This is a genomic window from uncultured Pseudomonas sp. (assembly GCF_913777995.1).
Taxonomy (GTDB): Bacteria; Pseudomonadota; Gammaproteobacteria; order Pseudomonadales; family Pseudomonadaceae; genus Aquipseudomonas.
Genome location: NZ_CAJYVE010000031.1, coordinates 49,406 through 71,121 on the forward strand (window position 1 = coordinate 49,406; position 21,716 = coordinate 71,121).

Genomic DNA, 21,716 nt, shown 5'->3' on the forward strand with positions numbered 1-21,716 from the left:
GGTGGCGAGTCGTGGTGTTGACTGCGCCGGGCGCCGCTTCGTTCACCGGTGGCCGCTCAGATATGCAAGGCCAGCAGCGCACCGAGCAGCGCCGGCGGCATCACCAGTACGCCCAGGCGCAGGAAGTCCAGGGCGCCGACGTGCTTGCCTTCGCGCCGAATCGCCACCAGCCACAGCAGGGTCGCCAGCGAGCCGGTGATCGACAGGTTGGGACCCAGGTCGACGCCGATCAGCAGCGCGGCGGTGGTGGCGGTGGGCAGCTGCACGATATGGCCGATGGAGCCGGCGATCAGGCCGGTGGGCAGGTTGTTCATCAGGTTGCCGGCCAGCGCCGAACCAAGTCCGGCGGCCCAGTTGGCCTGCACCGGGTCGTGGCGGGCCAGGTCGGCCAGGCCATGGGCCAGGCGTTCGATCAGCCCGGTCTGCGCCACCGCCTCGACCAGCACGAACAGCCCGGCCACCAACGGCAGGACGCCCCAGGCCACGCCCTTGAGCAGCGGCAGCGGGCTGCGCCGTTGGCCCAGGTGCACCAGGGCGGCAGTGGCCAGGCCGGCGCAGAAGGTCGGCAGGCCCAGTGGCTGGTCCAGCGCCGAGGTGCTCACCAGCACCAGCGCGGTAACCATGATGCCCAGCGCACACAGGCGGGCACCGCCCGACAGCGGTTGCAGTTCGATGGCGGTGGCCAGCGGCTGGGTGATCTGCCGACGCTGGGTCAGGCGCAGCACCAGGTAGGTGAGGCCGATGGCCGCCAGCGAGGGCAGGGTGAACTGGCGCAGCCAGTCGAGCAGCGGCGGCATCTGGGTGCCGAACACCACCAGGTTGGCGGGGTTGGAGATCGGCAGCACGAAGCTGGCGGCATTGGCGATGAAGGCACAGATGAACAGGTAGGGCAGCGGCTCGGCCTTGGCAGCGCGGCAGGCGGCATACACCGCCGGAGTCAGCACCACCGCCGTGGCGTCGTTGGAAAGAAACACCGTCACCAAAGTACCGACCAGGAACACCAGGTTGAACAACCGTGTGCCCGACCCCCTGGCGTGCTGCACCGCGTACATCGCCAGCCAGTCGAACAGGCCCTGGCGGCGCGCCAGCTCGGCCAGCACCATCATGCCCACCAGGAACAGGTACACATCACCGCCTTCGGCCACCGCCTTGAGCGCGGTGCCGGGGGTGATCCAGCCCAGCACCACCAACAACAGGGCACCGAGCAGCGCCCAGACATACTCCGGCACGCGCCAGGGGCGCAGGATGACACCACAGGTGGCGACGGCGGCCACGATCCAGATACCCACGGCAGGGTCGATGACAGGCATTCAGGTTTCTCAGGCAGGGAGCAGGGCTGGGACCGGGCGATCATGCCATGGTCCGCAGACTGCTGGAATTGACGCGCCTTGATCCTGCACAGACCCCGAGCTTGATCGGGAGTTCTTGGCCGGCGTGCAGCCGTATCCCGGCCAAGGCCAATACGGGTCAGTTAGGCCGGGTAGGAGCTTTAGCCGCGAAGCGACCGCAGGTTCACGATAGATACAGTGAATTTTCTGGCGCTATCGCGGCTAAAGCCGCTCCCACCGGGCCACACAACGCCTAACTGCACTGTATTGCGGCCCAGCCGCCCCTGCCAGGGCTGGCAGAGGGGCTGCGTGAACCCGGCTTCAGAAGCTGTACTTGGCAGTCAGCATCAGGTTGCGCGGCGCGCCGTAGGTGTCGCCACCGTAGCTGGTCGAGTTGGAGATCGACGAGTAGTACTTGCGGTCGAAGACGTTGTTGGCATTGAGCTGCAGGTCGAGGTTCTGGTTGACCCGGTAGCCGGCCATCAGGTCGGTGACCGCGTAGGCGCCCTGTTCCAGGCGGTAGCTGCCGCCGTCGGCCAGGGCGATGTCGTTGTACAGGCGGCTCTGCCAGTAGACGCTGCCACCGACGCGCAGTTTTTCCAGCGGGCCCTGCAGGTGGTAGGTGGTGGTCACTTTGAACAGGTGTTCCGGGGTGTCGGTGTCGAAGCGCTGGTTGACGTTCTGCGGATTGGCGGCGTCCTTGAGGGTATGCACCCGGGCGTAGGTGTAGCCACCGCCGACCTGCCAGTTTTCGGTCAGCGCGCCTTGCAGTTCCAGTTCGATACCCTGGCTGCGGATCTCGCCGGAGGCTTCCGCGCAACTGGCTTGCGGGCAGTTCGGTACCACCACGTCCACCGCACGGTTTTCCTGGTCGATGCGGAACAGCGCCAGGCTGGCGTTCAGCGCGCCGTCGAAGTACGCGCCCTTGATGCCCACCTCGTAGTTCTTGCCGACGATCGGCCGTACCGGGCTGCCGGAGGTGTCCTTCTCACTCTGCGGGGTGAAGATGTCGCTGTAGCTGGCGTACACCGAGTGGTGCTCGTCCAGGTCGTAGATCAGGCCGGCGTAGCGGGTCACGTTGCGGGTGACCTTGTAGTCGCCGTCGCCATCGCGGTTGTCGTAGTCGTACCAGTCCAGGCGGCCACCGAGGATCAGCTTCAGCGGGTCGGCGAGGCTCAGGCGGGTGGTCAGGTACACGCCGTCCTGGGTGGTCACCGTGCGGGCGTTGTTGGTATGGGTAAAGTTCGGCTTGCCGCCGTTGAGCGGCCAGTTCAGGTCATAGGGGCTGTAGTTGTGGGTGGTCATGTCGTAGATGCGCTTGCTGGCGCCGACCACCAGTTCATGGGTGCGGCCAAAGGCCTGGAACGGGCCGCTGGCGAAGGCATCCACGCCGGCCTGGTTCTCGTCGTAGGTGGCCTGGTAGACGGTACGCGCCAGGCTGTTGTTGACCCAGCGCGACTGATACGAGCCGGAGAACAGGGCGTTCTGCTCGGCATAGTTGGCGTTGACCTGCAATTGCCAGTCGTTGGCCAGGCGCTGGCGCAACTCGGCGAACACCGTGTTGATTTCCTGGTCCTTGTTTTCCCAACTCGTGCCGGGGTTGTAGGAGCGCGGCAGATCCAGGTGGTGGCCGTCCAGGCCGACCATCGAGGCGCCCCAGAAGTAGTTGGTCTTGTCCTTCTGGTGCGAAAAGCCCAGGGTCAGGGTGGTGTCGTCGCTGAGGTCGGCCTCGGTGACGGCATAGAACAGGCCGTGGTCTTCCTCGGCGCGGTCGATGAAGCTGTTGGCGTCGCGGTAGGAGGTCACCACGCGGCCGCGCAGGGTGCCGCTGCTGTTCAGCGGGCTGGAAGCATCCACCTCACCCCGGTAGTCGTCCCAGCTGCCCAAGGCGCCGGTCAGGGTCACCTTCTGCTCGGCCAGCGGGCGCTTGCGCACCAGGTTGACCGCCGCCGAGGGGTTGCCGGCCCCGGTCACCAGGCCGGTGGCACCGCGCACGATCTCGACGCGGTCGAACATCGCCAGGTTTGGCTGGGCGCCAACGCTGTTGCCGTTGTAGCCGCTGGGGATGCCGTCGTACATCAGGTTGTCGATGTCGAAACCGCGTGCCGAATAGGTCTGTCGGCCCGGGCCGCTGGAATAGTCGAGAAACAGCCCCGGTGTGGCCCTGACCACGTCGTTGATGCTGGTCATGTCCTGGTCGTCCATACGCTGACGGGTGATCACCGTCACGGACTGAGGCGTTTCGCGCAGGCTCATCGGCAGCTTGGTCGCCGTGGCCATGCTGCCGGTGGTGTAGGACCGGCTGCCTTCGGTGGTGCTGCCCAGCTCGGCCGGCAGGGCGCTGCTGTCGATGGCGATCGCGCCCAGGCTGAGGCTGGCCGGTTTATCCGGGGAGGTTTCGGCGGCCCAGGCCTGGCCTATCGAGGCCATGCAGATGGCCACGGCCAAGAGATCACGGGACGGGCTGAAACGCTGCCGAGCGATACGACGCGACATGAAAGGGGCTCCTGATGAACTGCTAAGGCTTATGGTTATGAGAATCGTTAGCAATAATTGTGTCAGGATCTGTCGGTCTGTAAAAGCGTGTTAATCGAAAATTTCGATGGCAGAGGCGCTGGCAGGCCCGACGCAGGGCCTTCGCGGAAAGGACAACGCCGCGAATCCGCGGCGTTGGAGGGCGTGAAGACACGGGTTTTGCGTGTCGGGGTCATGGTCGGCTAGGGCGTTCCTGGGCACGCAGGTCGAACACCAGCACTTCGGCATCGGTACCTTGGCTCAGCTCCAGAAGCTGCTCGTCCCGCACCTTGACGCCGTCACCGGCATTCAGGGCCTGGCCATTCAGGGTCACGCTGCCGCGCGCCACATGGACATAGGCGTAGCGGTCGGCGGCCAGTTGCAGCTGGGCCTTTTCCGCGCCGTCGAACAGGCCGGCATACACTCGCGCGTCCTGGCGCACCTGCAGCGAACCGTCCTGGCCGTCCGGCGAGATGATCAGCTTCAGCTGGCCGCGTTTGTCTTCGGCGCTGAAGTGCTGCTGCTGGTAGTTCGGGGTGGCGCCGCTGACGTTGGGCACGATCCAGATTTGCAGGAAATGCACCAGTTCGTCATGCGAATGGTTGAACTCGCTGTGCGCCACGCCGCTGCCGGCGCTCATCAACTGCACGTCGCCAGGGCGGATCACCGAGCCAGTGCCCAGGGTGTCCTTGTGCTCCAGCGCGCCTTCGAGCACGTAGGAAAAGATTTCCATGTCGCGGTGCGGGTGCTGGCCGAAGCCCTTGCCGGCCTGGACACGGTCGTCGTTGATCACCAGCAGGTCGGAAAAGCCCATTTCCTGCGGGTTGTAGTAGTTGGCGAAGGAGAAGGTGTGGTGTGAGTTCAGCCAGCCATGGTTGGCCGCACCGCGTTCGGAAGCCTTGCGAAGAGTGAGCATGATGGAATCTCCATTCTTTGCCGACCCTGCTGATTCAGGTGTCGGTGTGTTGGAAGCAAGGTTACCGCCGAAGCACTGTCGCAATAAGTAGCTCAATCATGAATGACTGTCACATTTGAGTTGACAGTTTTCGACGCGCATCTGACTATCTGTTAACTCTTGTAAGCAGCTGTGTACGACTCGGCCTTACCCTGATGACTCTTTCTGACGCCATGACTGCCTGCCCATGAAAACCATATTCATGCTGGTCTTTCCGGACTTGCTGCTGCTGGACATGTCCGGACCGCTGGAAGTGTTTTCCATCGCCAACCGCTACCTGCCGGCCGAGGATCATTACCGCATCGTTACCGTCGGTTCCGAGCCGGGCGGGTTGCGTGCCTCCAACGGTGTGGTGGTGCACGCCGACCTGACCCTGGCGCAGGCCAGCGAGCCCTGCGACCTGCTGCTGGTACCGGGCGGTCCGGGGGCCTATGACCGGCACATGCCGCAGGTGCTGGCCTGGCTGCAAGAGGCCGTGCAGCGTGCCGACTGCTATGGCTCGATCTGCACCGGCGCCTTCATCCTCGGGGAGGCGGGCCTGTTGGACGGGCGGCGGGTGACCACTCACTGGCATTACACCGAGCGGCTGATCAAGCGCTTTCCCAAGGCGCTGGTGGAAACCGATCACATTCACCTGCAGGACGGCAAGCTGCTGACCTCCGGCGGGGTGACTGCCGGTATCGACATGGCCCTGGCCGTGGTCGCCCGTGACCATGGCAAGAAGGTCGCCCAGGACGTGGCCAAGGTGCTGCTGGTGCTGATGAAGCGCCAGGGCGGGCAGGCGCAGTTCAGCCCGTTGATGAATACCCTGGCGGGGCCGGAGACCTTGTTGAACCGGGTGCAGAATCAGGTGCTGGAGCAGCTTGAAGAACCCTTTACCGTCGAGCGCATGGCGACGCTGGCGAACATGAGTGCCCGGCACTTCTCGCGGCTGTTCGCGCGTGAAATGGGCATGACGCCCATGGAGTTCCTGCAGAACGCGCGTATCGATCGTGCCCGCAGCCTGCTGGAAATCACCGACCTGCCACTCAAGACCATTGCCTACAAGAGTGGCTTTGGCAGCGTTCGGCACATGCGCCAGCTGTTCAATGCCCGGCTCGGGCTGACCCCGGTGCAGTACCGCGAGCAGTTCAGCTGACCGGCTGAGTGTCGCGCTGGCCGTGCCTTTCAGGCGGGTGTCCGCATAGGGCACCGCAATGACCGGATCGAGTCCCCCGCCGCGATTGTTTCGATTCCCCTGGCTGCGAAGATAAACACTCTCTAATTCCTGACCATCAGGCGCTGTGCGGACACGTTCGGGCAGTGCGTGGGAGTGCGCATGAACAGTCTGGTCGCTCTTTCTGCCGAAGCGGTGCTGGTGTTCGGTCCCTACGTGTTCAACGTACGGCGCCGCCAGGTGCTGCGCGACGGCACGCCTCTGCCACTGGGCGGTCGCGCCCTGGATATCCTGCACGCTCTGGTGACGCGTGCCGGTACGGTACTCAGCAAGCAGGAACTCATCGAACAGGTCTGGCCCGACTCGGTGGTCGAGGAAGTCAACCTGCGCGTGCAGATCGCTGCCTTGCGACGCTCGCTGGGAGGTGGGCGCAATGGCCAGCGCTACATCGCTACCGTCGCGCCACGTGGCTACAGTTTCATCGCTCCGGTGAGCCACGCCGTCGAAACGGGCAAGCCTGGCACTGACGCGACCTGCTCGCTGCACAACCTGCCGGCGGCCCTGACCCCGATGATCGGCCGGCATGCGGAGCTGGCGGCGCTGGCGCACCAGTTGGCAGCCAGACGCCAGATAACCCTGGTCGGGCCTGCCGGGGTGGGCAAGAGCCGTCTGGCCTGCCGCTTGGCCGAATTGCGTATCGGCCTGTACCGCGACGGTGTCTGGCTGATCGATTGCGCCACGCTCGGGCCAGGGCAGTTGTCGTCGCGCCTACAGACGCTGTGGCCGGCCGGGACGGCGCAGGCCACCCTTCAGGGCCTGTTGCTGCTCGACAGCGCCGAGTGCCTGTCGGCCGAGTGCCGGCAGGTGCTGCTGCAGTGGTGTGCGGCTGCGCCGCAGCTGACACTGCTCGCCACCAGCCGACGGCCCTTGAATATTCCAGGGGAATATCTGCATCGGGTCAGCGGGCTGGAGGGCGGCGTGCAGGGCGCGGCGGTGCAACTGTGGATCAGTCGCGCCCAGGCCTGCCAGCCGGGTTATGTCTTGCGTGACGGCGAGCTGACGGTGGTGGCCGATATGTGCCAGGAACTGGACGGCCTGCCGTTGGCCATCGAACTGCTGGCAGCGCAGCTCGATGTGTTCTCGCTCACCGGCCTGCGGGCGCAGATGGCCGACCCGCGCTGGCTGTTCGGCCTGACACGGCGTACCGGTATCGCACGCCAGCAGTCGCTGGCGGCGGCGCTGGACTGGCGCCATGCGCGGCTGGAGGAACAGCAGCAGAGGCTGTTGATGGGTCTGGCGGCCTTGCCCGCCGTCTTCACGTTCGCTTCGGCGGCCTGTGCGCTGTGTGGCGCCGATTACGCCGTGGAGCAACTGCGCGAAGGGCTGCTGCGGCTCAAGGAAGAGTCGCTGCTTGTTCAGGTCGTCGATCAGCAGGGTGGGCGTTACCGACTCCTGCAGATCGTGCGCCTGCATGCCCTGGCCGGGCGCCAGGACTGGCCGCTGGGGTGGACTGTGGAACGCTGGACAGCCATGGGGCGGGATGGCGACACCCGAAGGCTGGAAGAGCGGGAGTCCCGTGTCTTCACGGCTGAAGCCGGTCCTACAGGTTAGGTTTTGTACGAAAAGTACTGGCGCTCGGCCGTGCGGCTAAAAAAGGCTGGTCCACCAGCCCGGTGGATCGCCACCCGACCGCGGCTTGAGCTGCCAAGCGTGCTCATTCCCCACTCAGCAGCGCTCGCGCTGCGGGCAGTTCCGGCACTTCGCAGTCGCTGGCAAACCCCGCCAGCACCGGCACCAGCAGGGCCTGGCTTTCGGCATTGCGGCCCTCGGCCTGGCAGAGGCGCGCCAGGCTGATGGCGCTGCGCAGTTCCCAGAGCTTGGCGCCTTGTTGGCGGGCGATCTCCAGGGCCTGGCGCAGTTGCCCCTCGGTACGCTCGTCGGCCTGAGCTTCGGCGTGGCAACGCAGCAGTTCCGCCGTGCACCAGCCGGCCTCGCCCAGCCGGGCGCGTTGCAGCTGCTCGCTGCCGACCGGCCCGCCACGCAGGGTCAGCAGGATGTCACGTAGCAGGCCGGTGGCCGGGCTGGCGGGTTGCACCGGCAGGTTCAGCAGCCGCGCATAGTGCTGGGCCCAAGTATAGAACAGCACTACCGAATGTCGATGGGCGTGGCGCAGCAGCAGTTGCACACGTTCGTTGGCCTGCTGCGGCTGCTCGCTGTACAACGCGATGGGGCAGCCGGCCAGGGCCAGGGTGTAGCACACCGACAGCCCGTGATCGATCTGCAGGGCCAGTTCCAGGGCCTGATGCGCGATGTGCTGGGCCTGCCGGAGTTCACCCTGCAGCCAGAGGATGCGTGCCAGCACGGTCAGCGCCGCGACGCGCTGGTCGTACTGGATACCGAAGCCGTAGCTGAAGCGATTGGCGTGTCCGCTCGAGGCCAGGCTCTGGATGACTTCCTCGGCCAGCTGCCGGGCGGCGCCCTGTCGGCCGCTGTAGTGCAGCGCCAGTACCTGCAGGCGACGGGCACTGAGGTCGTTGGCGGCAGCGCCGTTGAGTTGGTCGAATTGCTGGCTCTGCCGCCAGGCGGCCTGATAGTCGCCACGGCACAGATTGACCGCCATGTGCCCGGATACTGCGCGCATCAGGCCATCGGCTTCACCGGCCTGTTCGGCGAGGCGGCGCGCTTCTACGAAGGCATCCACGGTTTCCAGGTCCGGCCCGCGACTGTGGTAATGATCATTGCCCAGTGCCAGGCGCAGTTGCAGCTCCAGGCGCGGGCAGCGGCTGCTGCCCTGATGCAGGGCCTGCAGGGCCTTGCGCACATAGCTGCCATGTTCCTTGAGTCGCGAGAGTTCCTGCCACAGCGGTGCGGAATGCGCCACCAGCGACACCGCCAGCGCCCGTGGCCCTTCACCGTTGAGTCCCCAGTCCAGCACTTCGCGCACGTCATCCAGGCAGCGCGCATAGCGTGCCAGCCACTGCCGGGTGGGCAGCCGCTGCCAGTCGTCACGAGCCTGCTGCATGAGTGCCAGACAGTGTTCGGCATAGCGTTCCAGGGTGGCGGGCAACTCGCCACTCTGGCGCAGTTTGTCCAGCGCGTAGAGGCGGGTGGTGCCGAGCAGGCGATAGAAGACTTCGTCATCGTCGATCTCGACATTGAGCATCGACTTGTTGGCCAACTGACCGATGACGTGGCTCAGATCCGAGCTGGGCAACCGGGCGTCGCCGGCCACCGCCAGGGCCGAGTCCAGGGCGAAGCGCCCCTTGAACACCGCAAGGCGGTTCAGGCACAGCTGTTCGCCGGGGGCGAGCAGGTTGAAGCTCCAGTCCAGGGTGGCCAGCAGGGTCTGCTGGCGCGGTGTGCCGTCCGGACGAGCGGCGATGCTCAGCCCGGGGTCGTTCTGCAATTGCTGATGCAGGCCCTGCAGACCCAGCTCGGCCACCTGTGCGGCGGCCAGTTCGATGGCCAGCGGAATGCCCTCCAGGTGCCGACAGATGTCGCTGGCCAGGGCGATGTCATGCGCATCGAGGTTCACGGGTTCCGAGCCGTTCGCGACCCGTTCCAGGAACAGTTGCACGGCAGCGAAACCCAGGGCCTGGGCCTCGGGCAGCTCGCCGGGTGGGCAGTCCAGGCCGTCCAGTCGCTGTACGGTTTCACCTTCGGCACGCAGGCGCTCGCGGCTGGTGGTGAGAATATGCACCTGGGGGGCGCTGCGCAGGATCTGTTCGCAGAGTACGGCCACCGCATCGATCAGGTGCTCGCAGTTGTCGATCACCAGCAGCAGGTGCCGGTCACGCAGCCAGTGGCACAGTGGGCCTAGAGGATCGCCGGCGTCCGGTGCCAGCTCCAGCAGCGCGGCCAGTTGCGGTGCCACGCGCAGCGGGTCGGAAAGGGTCGCGAGGTCGAGCAGGCGGATGCCATCGCGGTAATGACCGATCAGCTGCTCGGCGATACTCAGGGCCACGCAGGTCTTGCCGATGCCGCCCGGCCCGGTGAGGGTGATCAGACGCTGCTCGTGCATGTGCTGGAGCACCTGCTCGACCACGGCCTGGCGGCCGATCAGCCGCGCCTGGCGGGGTGGCAGGTTGTGGCTGGCCATCGTGGGCTCCGTGGGCTCGACTCTCGGCGCTGAATGCTGCAGACGCACCACCGGCGCCACCAGGCTGTAGCCGCGCTGGGCGACGGTGACGATGTAGCGCTGGCCATTTTGGCCGTCGCCCAAGGCCTTGCGCAGCGCCGCCATGTGCACGCGCAGGTTGCTGTCCTCGACCACGCTGGTGGGCCATACGCGGCTCATCAGGTGCTGACGGCTGACCACCTCGCCAGGCTGTTCGAGCAGCACCAGCAGGATGTCCAGGGCGCGGCTGGACAGGCGCAAGGGCTGGTCGGTGTCGAGCACCAGGCGCTGCTGCGGGTAGATACGGTAGGGGCCGAATTGCAAAGCCTGGTCACAAGTGGGCAGCACGGCCGGATTCCTGAGCATGAGCCGATGAGGTCAGGTCGCGATCTGCATGTCGCGGCCCTGGGGGTTCTTTAGCGCATGACCGCGCCAGGTCAAGGGCGTGATGCCTTCGCTGCGTGAAAAGATATGCGAAAAGTGCGATTGATCACAGAACCCGCATTCCTGGCTGATCTGGGTCAGGCTCAGGTCGGTGTGGGCGATCAGGCACTTGGCACGCAGGATGCGCTGCTCGCGGATCCACTCTTGCGGTGACAGGCCGGTGCTGCGTTTGAACGCTCGCGAGAAGTAGCTGCGCGACAGGGCGCAGGCCTGGGCCAGAACCGTGACTTCGATGTTCTCCCCCAGATTGTCGAGGATCAGTTGCTTGGCCAGCTTTTCTCGCCATGGGCTGAGTCCGCCGGGTGCCGTTTTCGCCGGGCGTGTCGGCGTATGCAGGCGCACGCAGAGGGCACAGGGTAGGCTTCGCGGGAGTCGGGAATTTTGAGTCATGGCCATTGTCCGTAAGTTTCGGGGAGGCATCGCTGCCTGGTACTAGCCCGCACCTTCCATGGGCAAACGTCCGCACAGAGGCCTTCATTTTTGGTGGGACGAAGAGGTATGACGAGTTAATCGTTGTTAATTCTGGCGGCTTCGATAGTGGCTTTTTGCTTTGCAATGCAGGCCCGGCAGGTCCCGGGCCAGAGCGCCCGGCGGCCTCAGACGCGGCGTTGCAGCCAGCTCAGGAAACCCGCTTTGCGGGTTTGCACGGGGCGGGCGAGCAACACCGCATGGCTGTTTTCCTGACGTACCGCCTGCAGTTTGTTGAAAGCCCGATTGACCTGCTTGCACTGTTCCAGGCAGGCGCGCGCGGTGGCTTTGTCGATGCGGTAGATGATGCTCGAGGTCAATGCCGTGAAGCTGGCCTCCGATGGCGTGTCGCCCAAGACGCTCTGCTCGCCCATGATCTCGGTCGGCCCCATGCGCCCGGCCTCGACACGCTGCTCACCGTCCATCACCGCTGCGCTGACCACCCCGGTGCCGATCACGAACAGCGAGTCGGCCACCTCGTTGACATCCAGCACCACCTGCCCGGCGACGTACTGCTCGGCGATCATCGACTCGGCCAGGCGGTCGCGTTCGGCATCGCTGAGCGAACGGAATACCTTGACCTCGTCGAGCAGCGCCCTGGCCCGCGAGGTGGGTGCGCTGTTGCCTTCGCTCTGGCGGATGATGCCGGCCGCTTCCAGGTGCCGGTGGGCCAGGTCGAACAGCTGGTTGCGCACCTCGCCCTTGCGCGACAGGTCGGCGATGAAGCCGCTGGCCACGTACTCGGCCATGCTTTCCCCGGACTCCTTGAGCACGGCCTTGGGCGCCGGGGTCAGCAGCAGGCTGTCACTGCCTTGCAGCGCGCGTTGCAGGGCGTCGAGCACCCGGCGTGGACGCACGTGCTTGGGCACCTGGATGCTGATCGACACGCCATGCATGTGGCTGGGCCGGCTGAGGTTGACGATCTTGGCCTTGGCCGCCACCGAGTTGGGCACCACCGCCGTGGCGCCGGCGCTGGTCTGCAGGTGAGTGGCGCGCCAGTCGACGTCCACTACCTTGCCTTCCACGCCGTCGAGGGTCACCCAGTCGTCCACCTGGTAGGGGCGCGTGGCGTTGAGCACGATGCCGGAGAACACGTCGCTGAGTGTGCTCTGCAACGCCAGGCCGACGATGATCGCCATGGCCCCGGAAGTGGCCAGCAGGCCCTTGACCGGAAGTTCCAGTACATAGCCGGCGGCGGCCACTGCACAGGCCAGGAAGATCAACGCACCGAACACATCCTGGAGCAGGCGGCCCGACTGCCCGACCCGACGCATCAGCGCCAGGCCGATCAGCACGGTCATGACCCGCGCCGCGTACAGCCACCAGAGGATCGCCAGCGCCGTGGCGCCCAGTTGCATGACGCTGTCGTCACCCCAGGCCGGGGCCAGCAGCGGGCTGATGCCGCTGTTGATCAGCAGGCTGCCGTAGGCGATGAACAGCGTCAGGCGCAGCGCGGCGCGGGCGATGCGCAGGGGCTGGGGCAGCAGGTGCCACAGCGAGACATCGGCCAGCAGGATGAACGCGCTCCACAACAGCGGGTGATCGAGTAGCAGGGACATGACGGCGGCTCCGCAAGGCAAGGCGCCAGGCCGTTCGCACGGCCTGGCTGGGCAGGGTCAGTTGAGGTGGGCTTTCAGCTCGCCGGCGGCCTGGCGCATCGCGGCGCGGACTTCCGGGATGTGGCTCAGCGGGTTGAGCAGACCGTAGTCGTGGATCATCCCGTTGTAGCGCACGGCGGTGACCGGTACGCCAGCGGCGTCCAGCTTGCGGGCATAGCCTTCGCCTTCATCGCGCAGCACGTCGAACTCGGCGGTCTGCACCAGCGCCGGCGGCAGGCCGCGCAGTTGCTCGGCACTGGCACGCAGCGGCGAGGCGTGGATCTGCGCGCGCTCGCTGGCATCGGTGGTGTAGTTGTCCCAGAACCACTTCATCATACCCTTGGTCAGGAAGTGCCCTTCGGCGAACTGGTTGTACGAGCCGTCATCGAAGTTCGCGTCGGTCACCGGCCACAGCAGCAGCTGGAAGCGCAGCGCCGGGGTTTTCTGCTCCTTGGCCATCAGCGCGACCACTGCCGCCATGTTGCCACCGACGCTGTTGCCGGCCACGGCCAGGCGCTTGCCGTCGACGCCGATTTCCTTGCCGTGCTCGGCGACCCAGCGGGTAGCGGCGTAGGCCTGGTTGATCGCGGTCGGGTAGTGGGCTTCCGGCGACGGCGTGTAGTCGACGTAGACCGCTACGGCCCCCGAACCCACCACCAGGTCACGGATCAGTCGCTGGTGGGTCGGGAAGTCCCCCAGCACCCAGCCGCCACCGTGGAAGAACATGAACACCGGCAGGTCACCCTTGACCTTGGCGGGGCGGACGATCTGCAGGCGGATCTCCTGGCCGTCGGCCTTGATGGTGCGCGGGGTCACTTCCACGCCCGACAGGTCCACCTTCACCGAGGCCTGGGCGCCGGTCAGCACGGCCCGGGCATCTTTCGGGCTCAGTTGCTCCAGGGGCTTGCCACCGCCAGCGGCGAGGGCCTCCAGGAACGCCTGGGTGTCGTGTTCCACACCGGGGCTACCGGCAGCGAAGGCGCTGTTGACGGACAATGCGAGGAGGCTGGCGGCGAGTACTTGGCGAATCGGTTTCATGGCTTTTTCCCTAGTCTTTTCAATTGGATAAGTGTTGGTTGTGGTGAGCGTTCGGGCTCGCTTGCAACGTGGACACAGATTAATTTGGTGCCATCAGGGGAAAAAGCGGCTATAAGGCGTTTAACTGTCAATCAGGAAGAGACAATGAACCCCTTCGAAGACATGCGTATCTTTTGCCAGGTGATGGAGTCGGGCAGCTTCACCGCTGCTTCCGAGAAGCTTGGGTTGTCCAAGCAGTTCGTCAGCCGGCGCCTGATGCAGCTCGAAGAACGGCTCGGCGTACGCCTGCTCAACCGCTCGACGCGACGCCTGGACGTCACGCCACTGGGGCGCAGCTATTACGAAGCCTCGTTGCGCCTGCTCAGCGAAGTGGAACAGGTCGAGCAGGGCATCGCCGGGCAGAACAGCGAGCCGCGCGGCACCATTCGCATCAGTGCGCCGCTGTCGTTCGCCATCGCTCACCTGGGGTGCCTGGTGCCGCTGTTCCTGCAGCGCTACAAGGAGGTCAGTATCGAGGTAGACCTCAGCGACCGCCCCGTGGACCTGATCAGCGAGGGCTACGACCTGGTGTTGCGTATCGGCACGCTGGAGGACTCTTCGCTGGTCGCCCGGCGTATCGCGAGCATTGAGCGGGTGTATTGCGCCAGCCCGCTGTACCTGGCCGAGAGGGGGCATCCAGCCAGCCCGGAAGAGCTTCACGAACATGACTGCCTGCCCTACGGCCATAGCCGCCAGGTGCAGTGGCGCTTCGAAGGGGCGGGCAAACCGACCACCGTGAACGTCGCCGGGCGCATGCGCGTCAACAACGGCGACCTGCTGCGTGATGCAGCCGTCGCCGGCCTGGGCATCACTTACCTGCCGACCTTCATCGTCGGCGCGGCACTGCGCAGCGGCAGCCTGGTTCGGGTGCTGGACGACCTGCGCCCGGCACCGCTGACCCTCTCGGCGGTGTACCCGCAGCATCGCCAGACGTCGCGACCGGTGCAGGCCTTCATCGAATTCCTCAAGGAGCGTCTGGAAGGCAGCATCGAGGCGGGTGATCGCGACCCGGCCTGAGGCCTGCATGGTGTGCGGCGCCGATGGTCAGCGCGGCAGCAGGTCGAACGGGTATTGCACGATCAGGTAGACGCGATCCAGGTCATCGTTGCCTTGCGCGGCATTGCCGCGATGGGTGACGTAGGAGAGTTCCACCGAGAGGTCCTTGAGCGCGCCTCCTGGGGCCTTGTAGGCCAGGGTCAGGTCGCTCTCCCAATGTCGGCCGCCGTTGCCCTGGGCGGGCACGTAGCGCTCCAGGTCGGCGTCGAACGGGTTGTAGGCCCCGCCCTCGGGCGCATGGCTGCCGTCGATGTGGCTGCCGCGCACATAACGTCCCATGAAGCTCAGGCCGTCCCACAGGCGGCTCAGGTCCAGGTCGTAGCGGGCTTGCCAGGATTGTTCGCCGGGGCCGTTGAAGTCGGCATATTTGATGGAGTTTGCCAGGTAGATCGAGTCGCCGCCGACGAAGTCGAATGGCGTATCGCCGTGGATCTTCTGGTAACCGAGGCTGAAGACCTGAATACCGTGACGCAGCTTGAGCATGAGACTTGCGGCCGTGGTGGCGATGGCGCCGGCCCTGGCGTTGCCGCTGTCCAGGGTCCGGTACAGGTTGGCGTCCCAGGAAAAGTGTGTCGCGTCACCCGCCAGCGGATGCAGCCCATGCAGGTTGAAGTAGTACTGCCGCCAGGTGTCGCTCAGCTCGCCGACATACAAGGCGGCACCCAGCGGCTGGTCGCCGCGGGTCTCGACGCCCGCCAGGCGCAGGCTGCGACCGGCGGTGCTGGCACCGTAGCCCTGGAAGTCGCCGTGGCCGCTGGACTGGTCCTGGTTCTTGAACGCATCGAACTGCCCGGCGACCAGGCGCAAGCTCGGCAGGGCCTGACTGTCGAGCAGCCAGCCCCGTGCATATCCGGCTTGCAGACGCTTGTCGGCGGTGTCGAACACCGGGGTTTCCACCTCCATTTCGCCGACCAGTAGCCGGGTATCGCCCAGGCGCAGCTTGAGCGCCGCGCCTGCGGATGAATAGTCCGGTTCGGCGCGCCCATCGCTGTCCAGCGGCAGCAGGCCGGTGCCTGCGGTGCCGCGGCCGCTGTCCAGGCGCAGGCCGACGAAACCGTGCGCCTCTACGCCCAGGCCCACCAGGCCGGGTGTGTAACCGGAACTGAAGCGGGCGGTGAAGCCCTGCGCCCATTCGCGTCGGTAGTTCTGTTCGCGTTGGCGATCATGCCGGTAGTCGCTGTACAGCCAGTAGTTACGCAAGTCCAGGTTGGCCCTGGCGTCTTCCCAGAAACCACCTTCATCGGCCATCGCCGCCTGAGCCAGCAACCCCAGCCAGAGACCGCTCAGCCAGATGAATCCACGCATGCCTGAAGCCTCCGCTGTCAAAGGCACACTATCGCGGTGGCCAGGCCTGGCGGATTGAGGGGATGTGCCCAGGTGGCGGCAGGCTGCTCAGTCGTTGACTTCGATGATGCCCTCGCGCACGGCGAACAGCACCAGGCTGGCGATATCGTGAATGCCCAGGCGGTGCATGACCTGCGAGCGGTGGGCTTCTACGGTCTTCACCGAGAGGCCCAGGCCAACCGCGATGGAGCGGGTCGATTCACCACGGGCGATCAGGCGCAGGATTTCCAGTTGCCGTTCGGTCAGTGCCACGCTGCCGTTGCGCACCGTCTGGCCCTGGGCTTTCTTGACGGCCTGGCTGACCACCAGTGGCACCACGGCCGAAGACAGGTACTGATCGCCACGGCGCAGGGCCTGCAGCGCCAGTTCCAGCTCCAGCACGCTGGCGCTCTTGAGCAGGTAACCATGGGCGCCCAGTTGCAGGCACTTCATGACGAATTCCGAATCGGTGTGCATCGACAGCATCAGCACCTTGCAATGCGGTGCGTGCAGCGCAAGTTCCTCCAGTGTCTGGACGCTGGCGGTGCGCTCCACCGACATGTCCAACAGCACGATTTCAGGAGCCAGCACGACGGCCAGCTCGATGGCGCTCAGGGTGTCGTCGGCTTCACCGACGATTTCGTATTCGTTGTGTTTTTCCAGCAGTGCCCGGATGCCGGCCCTGAATAGCGGGTAGTCATCGGCGAGCAAGATTCGGCAAGGCATAGATCAGGCCTGTGGCGCATGAGTGTTGGGATGCCGTCTTCGCAAGTGGTTTGAAAACTTCTGCGGGCGTTAGCGCTGCGTTGTTAGTTGTGCCGTACTGCATCGAGACCAGGTGCAATGTGTTTATTCACTATAAGTAAACTTTGATTTTTCGCCTGTTTACTTTTCGGCATTCACTCCAGGAGCCTGTACCGAGGTTTACCCCGTCCGGTGAATCGTGCGTCGCCAAGGTTCATTCCCGTCAAGTCTTCGCGCAACTTGTGCGTTCAGGTGGCGTTGTTGTATCCCGTGGCAGATCTGGCTGAGTTGCCATATCGAAGCGAATACTTCGATCCGCATCCGTCGTGCTGACGCGGACGCCACAGGCAGGCGTCCTTGTCCTGTGATTCCAGCTGATCCGTCAGCCGTGTCGAGCATGGTCACCGAACTGCTGGATCAGCAGCGGTACCCTGGATAACGGTTCCACCGTCTGCGCCGCGCCCATGCGGATGGCTTCCTTGGGCATGCCGAACACCACGCAGCTGGCTTCGTCTTGCGCCACCGTCTGTGCGCCGCTTTCGCGCATGGCCAGCAGGCCGCGAGCACCGTCGTCACCCATGCCGGTCATGATGATGCCCAGTGTGTTAGCCCCTGCATGGCGCGCCACGGAGCGGAACAGCACGTCCACCGAAGGTTTGTGACGATTCACCGGTGGGCCGTCGAGTACCTCGACCTGATAATGCGCACCGCTGCGCTTGAGCTGCATGTGGAAACCACCTGGAGCGATCAGGGCCAGGCCAGTATGCACGCGATCAAGGTGCTTGGCTTCGCGAACTTCGATCTGGCACAGATTATCCAGGCGCCGGGCGAAATCCGCAGTGAATTTCTCCGGCATGTGTTGAACGATCACAATGCCCGGGCAGTCACGCGGCAACTGCCGAAGTACGTATTCCAGTGCCTGGGTGCCGCCTGTGGAACAGCCCAGCGCGACCACCCGGTCGGTGGTCTGCAGGAGTGGGCTGACCGGGGCAGGGGCCTGGGTTTTCTTCGCTGCCAGCCCAGGCACAGCGTTGAATAGCCGCGGGCGTGTGCGGGCGGCTTCTTCGATCTTGCGGATCAGGTCCCCGGACATTTGCTCCAGGCTCTGGCGCAGACCCAGGCGCGCTTTGGTGAACACGCCGACGGCGCCGGCCGAAAGCGCTTCTACGGAAACCCCGGCACCGTCTTCGGTCAGGGTCGAGCAGATCAGCGTCGGCGTCGGTCGCTCGCTCATGATCTGGCGCAGGAAAGTCAGGCCGTCCATGCGCGGCATCTCGATGTCGAGAATCAGCACGTCGGGCCAGTCGCGGCGCATCTTTTCGATGGCATACAACGGATCGCCGGCCTGCCCGATGACTTTGATACCCGGATGATTGTCCAGGCAGCCGGTCAGAACCTGGCGTACCAGGGCCGAGTCGTCGACGATGAAAACCTTGATCATGATATCCGTCTCTGCTGTAAGGCCAGCCTCATCAGCTTGCGCTCGCAGTCGATGCGGCCGCTGTGGCCGTCGATGCTGAGGCGCCGATAGAGGTCGCCCTCCAGGTCACAATGGTCTACTTGCCAGTTGCGTTGCTGGAACTGGCGCAGTGCGAATTCGCTGTTGCTATGGCCAACCTGGCGCATGCCGCGGCGCGGTGAGCCGTTCAGCGTACCGCCACCGAACAGGCTCTTGCGGTACTCGCCGGGGCGGGTGCCGAAACGTTGCATGTCTTGCTCCAGGCGACGGAACACCGCCTCGCCGTAACGGGTATCGGCGTCTTCGTCTGGGCCGTTGCTGCGTGCAGGGTCGCGTGGCAGTACGTAGTGGGACACCGACAGCAGCCGCCAACGCGGGTGCCAGAGGATGATCGACACGCAGCTGCCCAGCAGCGTCGTGACCGGCCCATCGTGGCGACCGAAGAAATAGTCGCCTGGACGCAGGAAAAGCGAAGAAATCACAGACATTCGTATACCGAGGGTTGGACCAGTCGCACAGGCAACTGCAGGCCATGGATACTCTCGGCATGACCAATGAACAGAAGCCCTCCTGGGCGCAACTGGCCGATGACGCGTTGCAGGATGCGTTTCTTCTCGTCACCGTCGAAATAGATCAGGACATTGCGCAGGAAGATAGCGTCGAACGGCCCCAGGTCTTCGGCCAGCGGCTGAACAAGGTTGACCTCGCGCAGGGTGAGTCGTTCACGCAGGGCCGCCTGCACGCGGAAGCGCCCGCTCATGTCGCCGATGCCGCTCAGGCAGTAGCGCTGCAACCAACCTTCGGGGAAGTACTTGGCCTGGGCGAGATCGTAGATGCCGTCCTGGGCCTTTTTCAGCACGCTCAGGCTCAGGTCGCTGCCGGTGATCGACCAGTCCTTGGTCGCAGCATGTTCACTGAGCACCATGGCGATGCTGTAGGGCTCCTCGCCGGAAGAGCAGGCGGCGCTCCACAGGCGCAGCGAGCCACGCTGCCGCGCTGCCCACTGGCCCAGGAAGTCGAAATGCGGATGCTCGCGGAAGAAGTAGGTTTCGTTGGTGGTCAGCAGGTCGACCACCAGGCGTTTTTCCTGGCGGTACTGCGGCTGTTCGATCAACTGCAGGTATTCCCTGAAGCTGCCCAGACGGTAGTGGCGCAGGCGCTTCATCAGACGCCCGGCCACCAGTGGCCGCTTGTTGTCGGCCAGCTGGATGCCGGAGGCCTCGGCCATCATCTTTTGCAGCTGCCGGAACTCGCTGTCACCGAGTGTCGGCATCTTGAGTGCATCGGCCATCTCAGCTTCCCTTGGCAATCGCTAGGCTGAGCTGGCGGATATCGTCGAGGGACAACACCTGCGGAATGTTCAGGATGATGGTGAAGGTCTGCTCGTTGCGCGCCATGCCGGCGATGAAGTCGGTACGGATGCCCGCGCCGAACGGCGGCGGTGGCACCACCTGCTGCGGGTCGATGTCCAGCACCGCGTCCACCGCATCGACCACCAGGCCGATGCGCTGTTGCTGGTCTTCCATGGGCAGGTCGATGATCACGATGCAGGTGCGCTTGCCGGCTTTGGTCAGCTCGAAGCCGAAGCGTGCAGCCAGGTCGAGCACCGGTACCACGTTGCCGCGCAGGTTGATCACCCCGTGGATGAACGCCGGCATCATCGGTACCGCCGTCACGTCGTGGTACTCGATGATTTCCCGCACCAGGTCGATGGGCAGGGCGTAGGCGGCGTCACGCACGCGAAACGACAGATGCTGCACGCTCATGTCGTGGGCATTGTCGAACGTTGAGTCGATGGGCTTGGCAAGGTTCATGGTCACACTCCATCAACCGAAACTGACGAACTGACCTTCATCCACCTGGCCCTTGCTGCGCTGCCAGGAGGACGAGCCACCCGAGTGCGTGTCCTGGACACGCGGCAGCGGACGGCTGGCGGCGTTCTCGTCGAAGCGGAAGAAACCGATCAGTTCCTGCAGCTGGCCGGCCTGGGCGTTCATTTCTTCAGCGGTGGCGGCCAGTTCCTCGGAGGCCGAGGCGTTCTGCTGGGTGATCTGGTTCATCTGGCCCATGGCGATGTTGATCTGCCCGGCCGCGCCGCTCTGCTCCTGGGACGCGGCAGTGATCTCCTGCACCAGGTCGGAAGTCTTCTGGATGTTCGGCACGATCTCGTTGAGCAGGCGACCGGCCTGCTCGGCCAGTTGCACGCTGCTGGAGGCCACCTGGCCGATTTCCTGGGCCGCGACCTGGCTGCGTTCGGCCAGCTTGCGTACCTCGGCGGCCACCACCGCGAAGCCCTTGCCGTGGTCACCGGCGCGTGCCGCTTCGATGGCCGCGTTGAGGGCCAGCAGGTTGGTCTGGTAGGCGATGTCGTCGATGATGCTGATCTTGTCGGCGATCTGCTTCATGGCTTCGACGGTATCGACTACTGCACCGCCACCCTGGACGGCGTCGTTGGCGGCCTTGCCGGCGATGCCGTCGGTGATCTTGGCGCTTTCGGTGTTCTGCGCGATGGAGGCGGACATCTGCTCCACCGACGCCGTGGTTTCTTCGACGCTGGCGGCCTGTTCGTTGGCGGCCTGGCTCAGCGACTGCGAGGTCGAACTGACCTGCTCGGACGCCGAAGACAGCGCGTCGGCAGCGCTGCGTACATCGCCCAGTATGCTGCGCAGGCGCACCGTGGTGTTCTGCATCGAACTCAGCAACTGGCCAGTCTCGTCCTTGCTGTTGACTTCCAGGTCTTTGCTCAGGTCGCCGGCGGCCATGCGGTTGGAGGCTTCGACGGCGACGTTCAGCGGCCTGGTGATGCTGCGGGTGACCAGCACACCAATCAGCATGCCCAGCAGAGTGGCGGCAATCAGTAGGCCGATCATCTGCACGCGTGAGCTTTCCGCAATGCTGGTGATTTCATCATTGGCCTGGCCGGTACGGGCTTTCTTTTCCTGGACCATATCGCCCAGCATGCCGTCGATCAGGTCGGCACTGGTTTTGAACACCGGCATCATGGCCGTCACATCGCTCGTATCCTGGTACTGGCCGGAGCGGTTGCTGAGGTTGATGATCTGCTTGAACTTCGCTTCATAGTCAGCCAGTGGCGCGTTCAATTTATCCAGACGCTCCAGGCCGTCCTTGGTCACGAAGTTTTCGCGAGCCAGGGTCATCTGCCTGCGTGTCTCGTCCAGAGCCGCCTGTGCCCTGGCGAAGGCACTGTTACGTTCATCCGGATTGGTGGCCAGCAGTCCGGTACGGATGGCCCGCCCGGAAGTGATCAGCTGAATGTTGGCTTCCTGCAGCTGCACCATGCCTTCGACGTCAGTGTTGTACATGCGGTCCGACAGGGTATTGACCTGGTCGAGGTTGCGAATGCCCAGCCCGCCGATGATGGCGGTCAGGATGATGACCACCAGAAAGCCCAGTGTCAGCCTTGCTCCTATCTTCATATTGCGTACGAACTGCATGATGAATCTCCTGAAGGGCTGT

At 64.8% G+C, this 21,716-nt stretch carries 17 protein-coding genes; 3 read left to right on the top strand and 14 right to left on the bottom strand.

Going from position 1 to position 21,716, the window contains the following annotated elements:
- Nucleotides 1–56 precede the first annotated feature (56 nt).
- The 3 genes from QZ497_RS13615 to QZ497_RS13625 form a co-directional block, all read right to left on the bottom strand.
- Nucleotides 57–1,310 carry an arsenic transporter gene (locus tag QZ497_RS13615; RefSeq protein WP_295475747.1) on the bottom strand — a complete coding sequence of 418 codons (1,254 nt, stop codon included), beginning with the start codon at nucleotides 1,308–1,310 and terminating at the stop codon, nucleotides 57–59.
- 339 nt (nucleotides 1,311–1,649) lie between these two features.
- The gene (locus QZ497_RS13620) at nucleotides 1,650–3,824 is read right to left on the bottom strand and encodes a TonB-dependent siderophore receptor (protein WP_295475749.1); all 2,175 of its coding nucleotides are present in this window, start codon (nucleotides 3,822–3,824) and stop codon (nucleotides 1,650–1,652) included.
- 211 nt (nucleotides 3,825–4,035) lie between these two features.
- Nucleotides 4,036–4,758, bottom strand: coding sequence for a pirin family protein (locus QZ497_RS13625; RefSeq protein ID WP_295475753.1), 723 nt, complete (start codon nucleotides 4,756–4,758; stop codon nucleotides 4,036–4,038).
- Nucleotides 4,759–4,984: 226 nt separating this feature from the next.
- Here QZ497_RS13625 and QZ497_RS13630 point away from each other — a divergent pair, with 226 nt between their 5' ends.
- Nucleotides 4,985–5,935, top strand: a complete 951-nt coding sequence (locus QZ497_RS13630) for a GlxA family transcriptional regulator (RefSeq protein ID WP_295475756.1) — start codon at nucleotides 4,985–4,987, stop codon at nucleotides 5,933–5,935.
- 180 nt (nucleotides 5,936–6,115) lie between these two features.
- Nucleotides 6,116–7,564, top strand: coding sequence for a winged helix-turn-helix domain-containing protein (locus QZ497_RS13635; protein ID WP_295475759.1), 1,449 nt, complete (start codon nucleotides 6,116–6,118; stop codon nucleotides 7,562–7,564).
- 103 nt (nucleotides 7,565–7,667) lie between these two features.
- Here QZ497_RS13635 and QZ497_RS13640 read toward each other — a convergent pair whose 3' ends face one another.
- The 4 genes from QZ497_RS13640 to QZ497_RS13655 form a co-directional block, all read right to left on the bottom strand.
- Nucleotides 7,668–10,418, bottom strand: coding sequence for a winged helix-turn-helix domain-containing protein (locus QZ497_RS13640; RefSeq protein WP_295475761.1), 2,751 nt, complete (start codon nucleotides 10,416–10,418; stop codon nucleotides 7,668–7,670).
- A gap of 30 nt (nucleotides 10,419–10,448) precedes the next feature.
- Complete coding sequence (locus QZ497_RS13645; protein ID WP_295475764.1) at nucleotides 10,449–10,910, bottom strand: AraC family transcriptional regulator; 462 nt, start codon at nucleotides 10,908–10,910, stop codon at nucleotides 10,449–10,451.
- Nucleotides 10,911–11,110: 200 nt separating this feature from the next.
- A complete protein-coding gene (locus QZ497_RS13650; RefSeq protein WP_295475766.1) occupies nucleotides 11,111–12,541 on the bottom strand; it encodes a mechanosensitive ion channel family protein in 1,431 nt (476 codons plus the stop codon).
- A 57-nt stretch (nucleotides 12,542–12,598) separates the two neighbouring features.
- Nucleotides 12,599–13,618 carry an alpha/beta hydrolase gene (locus tag QZ497_RS13655; protein ID WP_295475768.1) on the bottom strand — a complete coding sequence of 340 codons (1,020 nt, stop codon included), beginning with the start codon at nucleotides 13,616–13,618 and terminating at the stop codon, nucleotides 12,599–12,601.
- Between the two features lie 144 nt (nucleotides 13,619–13,762).
- Here QZ497_RS13655 and QZ497_RS13660 point away from each other — a divergent pair, with 144 nt between their 5' ends.
- Nucleotides 13,763–14,674, top strand: a complete 912-nt coding sequence (locus tag QZ497_RS13660; RefSeq protein ID WP_295475771.1) for a LysR family transcriptional regulator — start codon at nucleotides 13,763–13,765, stop codon at nucleotides 14,672–14,674.
- A 27-nt stretch (nucleotides 14,675–14,701) separates the two neighbouring features.
- On the opposite strand, the gene QZ497_RS13665 is transcribed toward QZ497_RS13660, so the two are convergent.
- From QZ497_RS13665 to QZ497_RS13695, 7 genes are all read right to left on the bottom strand, one after another.
- Nucleotides 14,702–15,961, bottom strand: coding sequence for an OprD family outer membrane porin (locus QZ497_RS13665; protein WP_295476117.1), 1,260 nt, complete (start codon nucleotides 15,959–15,961; stop codon nucleotides 14,702–14,704).
- 144 nt (nucleotides 15,962–16,105) lie between these two features.
- Entirely contained in the window at nucleotides 16,106–16,762 is a 657-nt protein-coding gene (locus tag QZ497_RS13670) for a response regulator transcription factor (RefSeq protein ID WP_295475774.1), read from the bottom strand.
- A 400-nt stretch (nucleotides 16,763–17,162) separates the two neighbouring features.
- A complete protein-coding gene (locus QZ497_RS13675; protein ID WP_295475777.1) occupies nucleotides 17,163–18,221 on the bottom strand; it encodes a chemotaxis response regulator protein-glutamate methylesterase in 1,059 nt (352 codons plus the stop codon).
- On the bottom strand, nucleotides 18,218–18,721 hold the full coding sequence (locus QZ497_RS13680) for a chemotaxis protein CheD (protein ID WP_295475780.1): 504 nt from the start codon (nucleotides 18,719–18,721) through the stop codon (nucleotides 18,218–18,220). Before QZ497_RS13680 ends, QZ497_RS13675 begins: the two co-directional genes overlap by 4 nt.
- Nucleotides 18,718–19,530, bottom strand: a complete 813-nt coding sequence (locus tag QZ497_RS13685) for a CheR family methyltransferase (RefSeq protein WP_295475782.1) — start codon at nucleotides 19,528–19,530, stop codon at nucleotides 18,718–18,720. Before QZ497_RS13685 ends, QZ497_RS13680 begins: the two co-directional genes overlap by 4 nt.
- A gap of 1 nt (nucleotide 19,531) precedes the next feature.
- On the bottom strand, nucleotides 19,532–20,053 hold the full coding sequence (locus tag QZ497_RS13690; protein WP_295475785.1) for a chemotaxis protein CheW: 522 nt from the start codon (nucleotides 20,051–20,053) through the stop codon (nucleotides 19,532–19,534).
- Between the two features lie 12 nt (nucleotides 20,054–20,065).
- Nucleotides 20,066–21,694 carry a methyl-accepting chemotaxis protein gene (locus QZ497_RS13695; RefSeq protein ID WP_295475787.1) on the bottom strand — a complete coding sequence of 543 codons (1,629 nt, stop codon included), beginning with the start codon at nucleotides 21,692–21,694 and terminating at the stop codon, nucleotides 20,066–20,068.
- Nucleotides 21,695–21,716 lie beyond the last annotated feature (22 nt).

Bases quoted from the DNA above. Each gene is read 5' to 3' on its own strand.
- QZ497_RS13690 (WP_295475785.1), bottom strand. From the start codon at position 20,053: ATGAACCTTGCCAAGCCCATCGACTCAACGTTCGACAATGCCCACGAC.
- QZ497_RS13620 (WP_295475749.1), bottom strand. From the start codon at position 3,824: ATGTCGCGTCGTATCGCTCGGCAGCGTTTCAGCCCGTCCCGTGATCTC.
- QZ497_RS13655 (WP_295475768.1), bottom strand. From the start codon at position 13,618: ATGAAACCGATTCGCCAAGTACTCGCCGCCAGCCTCCTCGCATTGTCC.
- QZ497_RS13660 (WP_295475771.1), top strand. From the start codon at position 13,763: ATGAACCCCTTCGAAGACATGCGTATCTTTTGCCAGGTGATGGAGTCG.
- QZ497_RS13645 (WP_295475764.1), bottom strand. From the start codon at position 10,910: ATGGCCATGACTCAAAATTCCCGACTCCCGCGAAGCCTACCCTGTGCC.
- QZ497_RS13635 (WP_295475759.1), top strand. From the start codon at position 6,116: ATGAACAGTCTGGTCGCTCTTTCTGCCGAAGCGGTGCTGGTGTTCGGT.
- QZ497_RS13670 (WP_295475774.1), bottom strand. From the start codon at position 16,762: ATGCCTTGCCGAATCTTGCTCGCCGATGACTACCCGCTATTCAGGGCC.
- QZ497_RS13675 (WP_295475777.1), bottom strand. From the start codon at position 18,221: ATGATCAAGGTTTTCATCGTCGACGACTCGGCCCTGGTACGCCAGGTT.
- QZ497_RS13695 (WP_295475787.1), bottom strand. From the start codon at position 21,694: ATGCAGTTCGTACGCAATATGAAGATAGGAGCAAGGCTGACACTGGGC.
- QZ497_RS13630 (WP_295475756.1), top strand. From the start codon at position 4,985: ATGAAAACCATATTCATGCTGGTCTTTCCGGACTTGCTGCTGCTGGAC.
- QZ497_RS13685 (WP_295475782.1), bottom strand. From the start codon at position 19,530: ATGGCCGATGCACTCAAGATGCCGACACTCGGTGACAGCGAGTTCCGG.
- QZ497_RS13650 (WP_295475766.1), bottom strand. From the start codon at position 12,541: ATGTCCCTGCTACTCGATCACCCGCTGTTGTGGAGCGCGTTCATCCTG.
- QZ497_RS13625 (WP_295475753.1), bottom strand. From the start codon at position 4,758: ATGCTCACTCTTCGCAAGGCTTCCGAACGCGGTGCGGCCAACCATGGC.
- QZ497_RS13665 (WP_295476117.1), bottom strand. From the start codon at position 15,961: ATGGCCGATGAAGGTGGTTTCTGGGAAGACGCCAGGGCCAACCTGGAC.
- QZ497_RS13615 (WP_295475747.1), bottom strand. From the start codon at position 1,310: ATGCCTGTCATCGACCCTGCCGTGGGTATCTGGATCGTGGCCGCCGTC.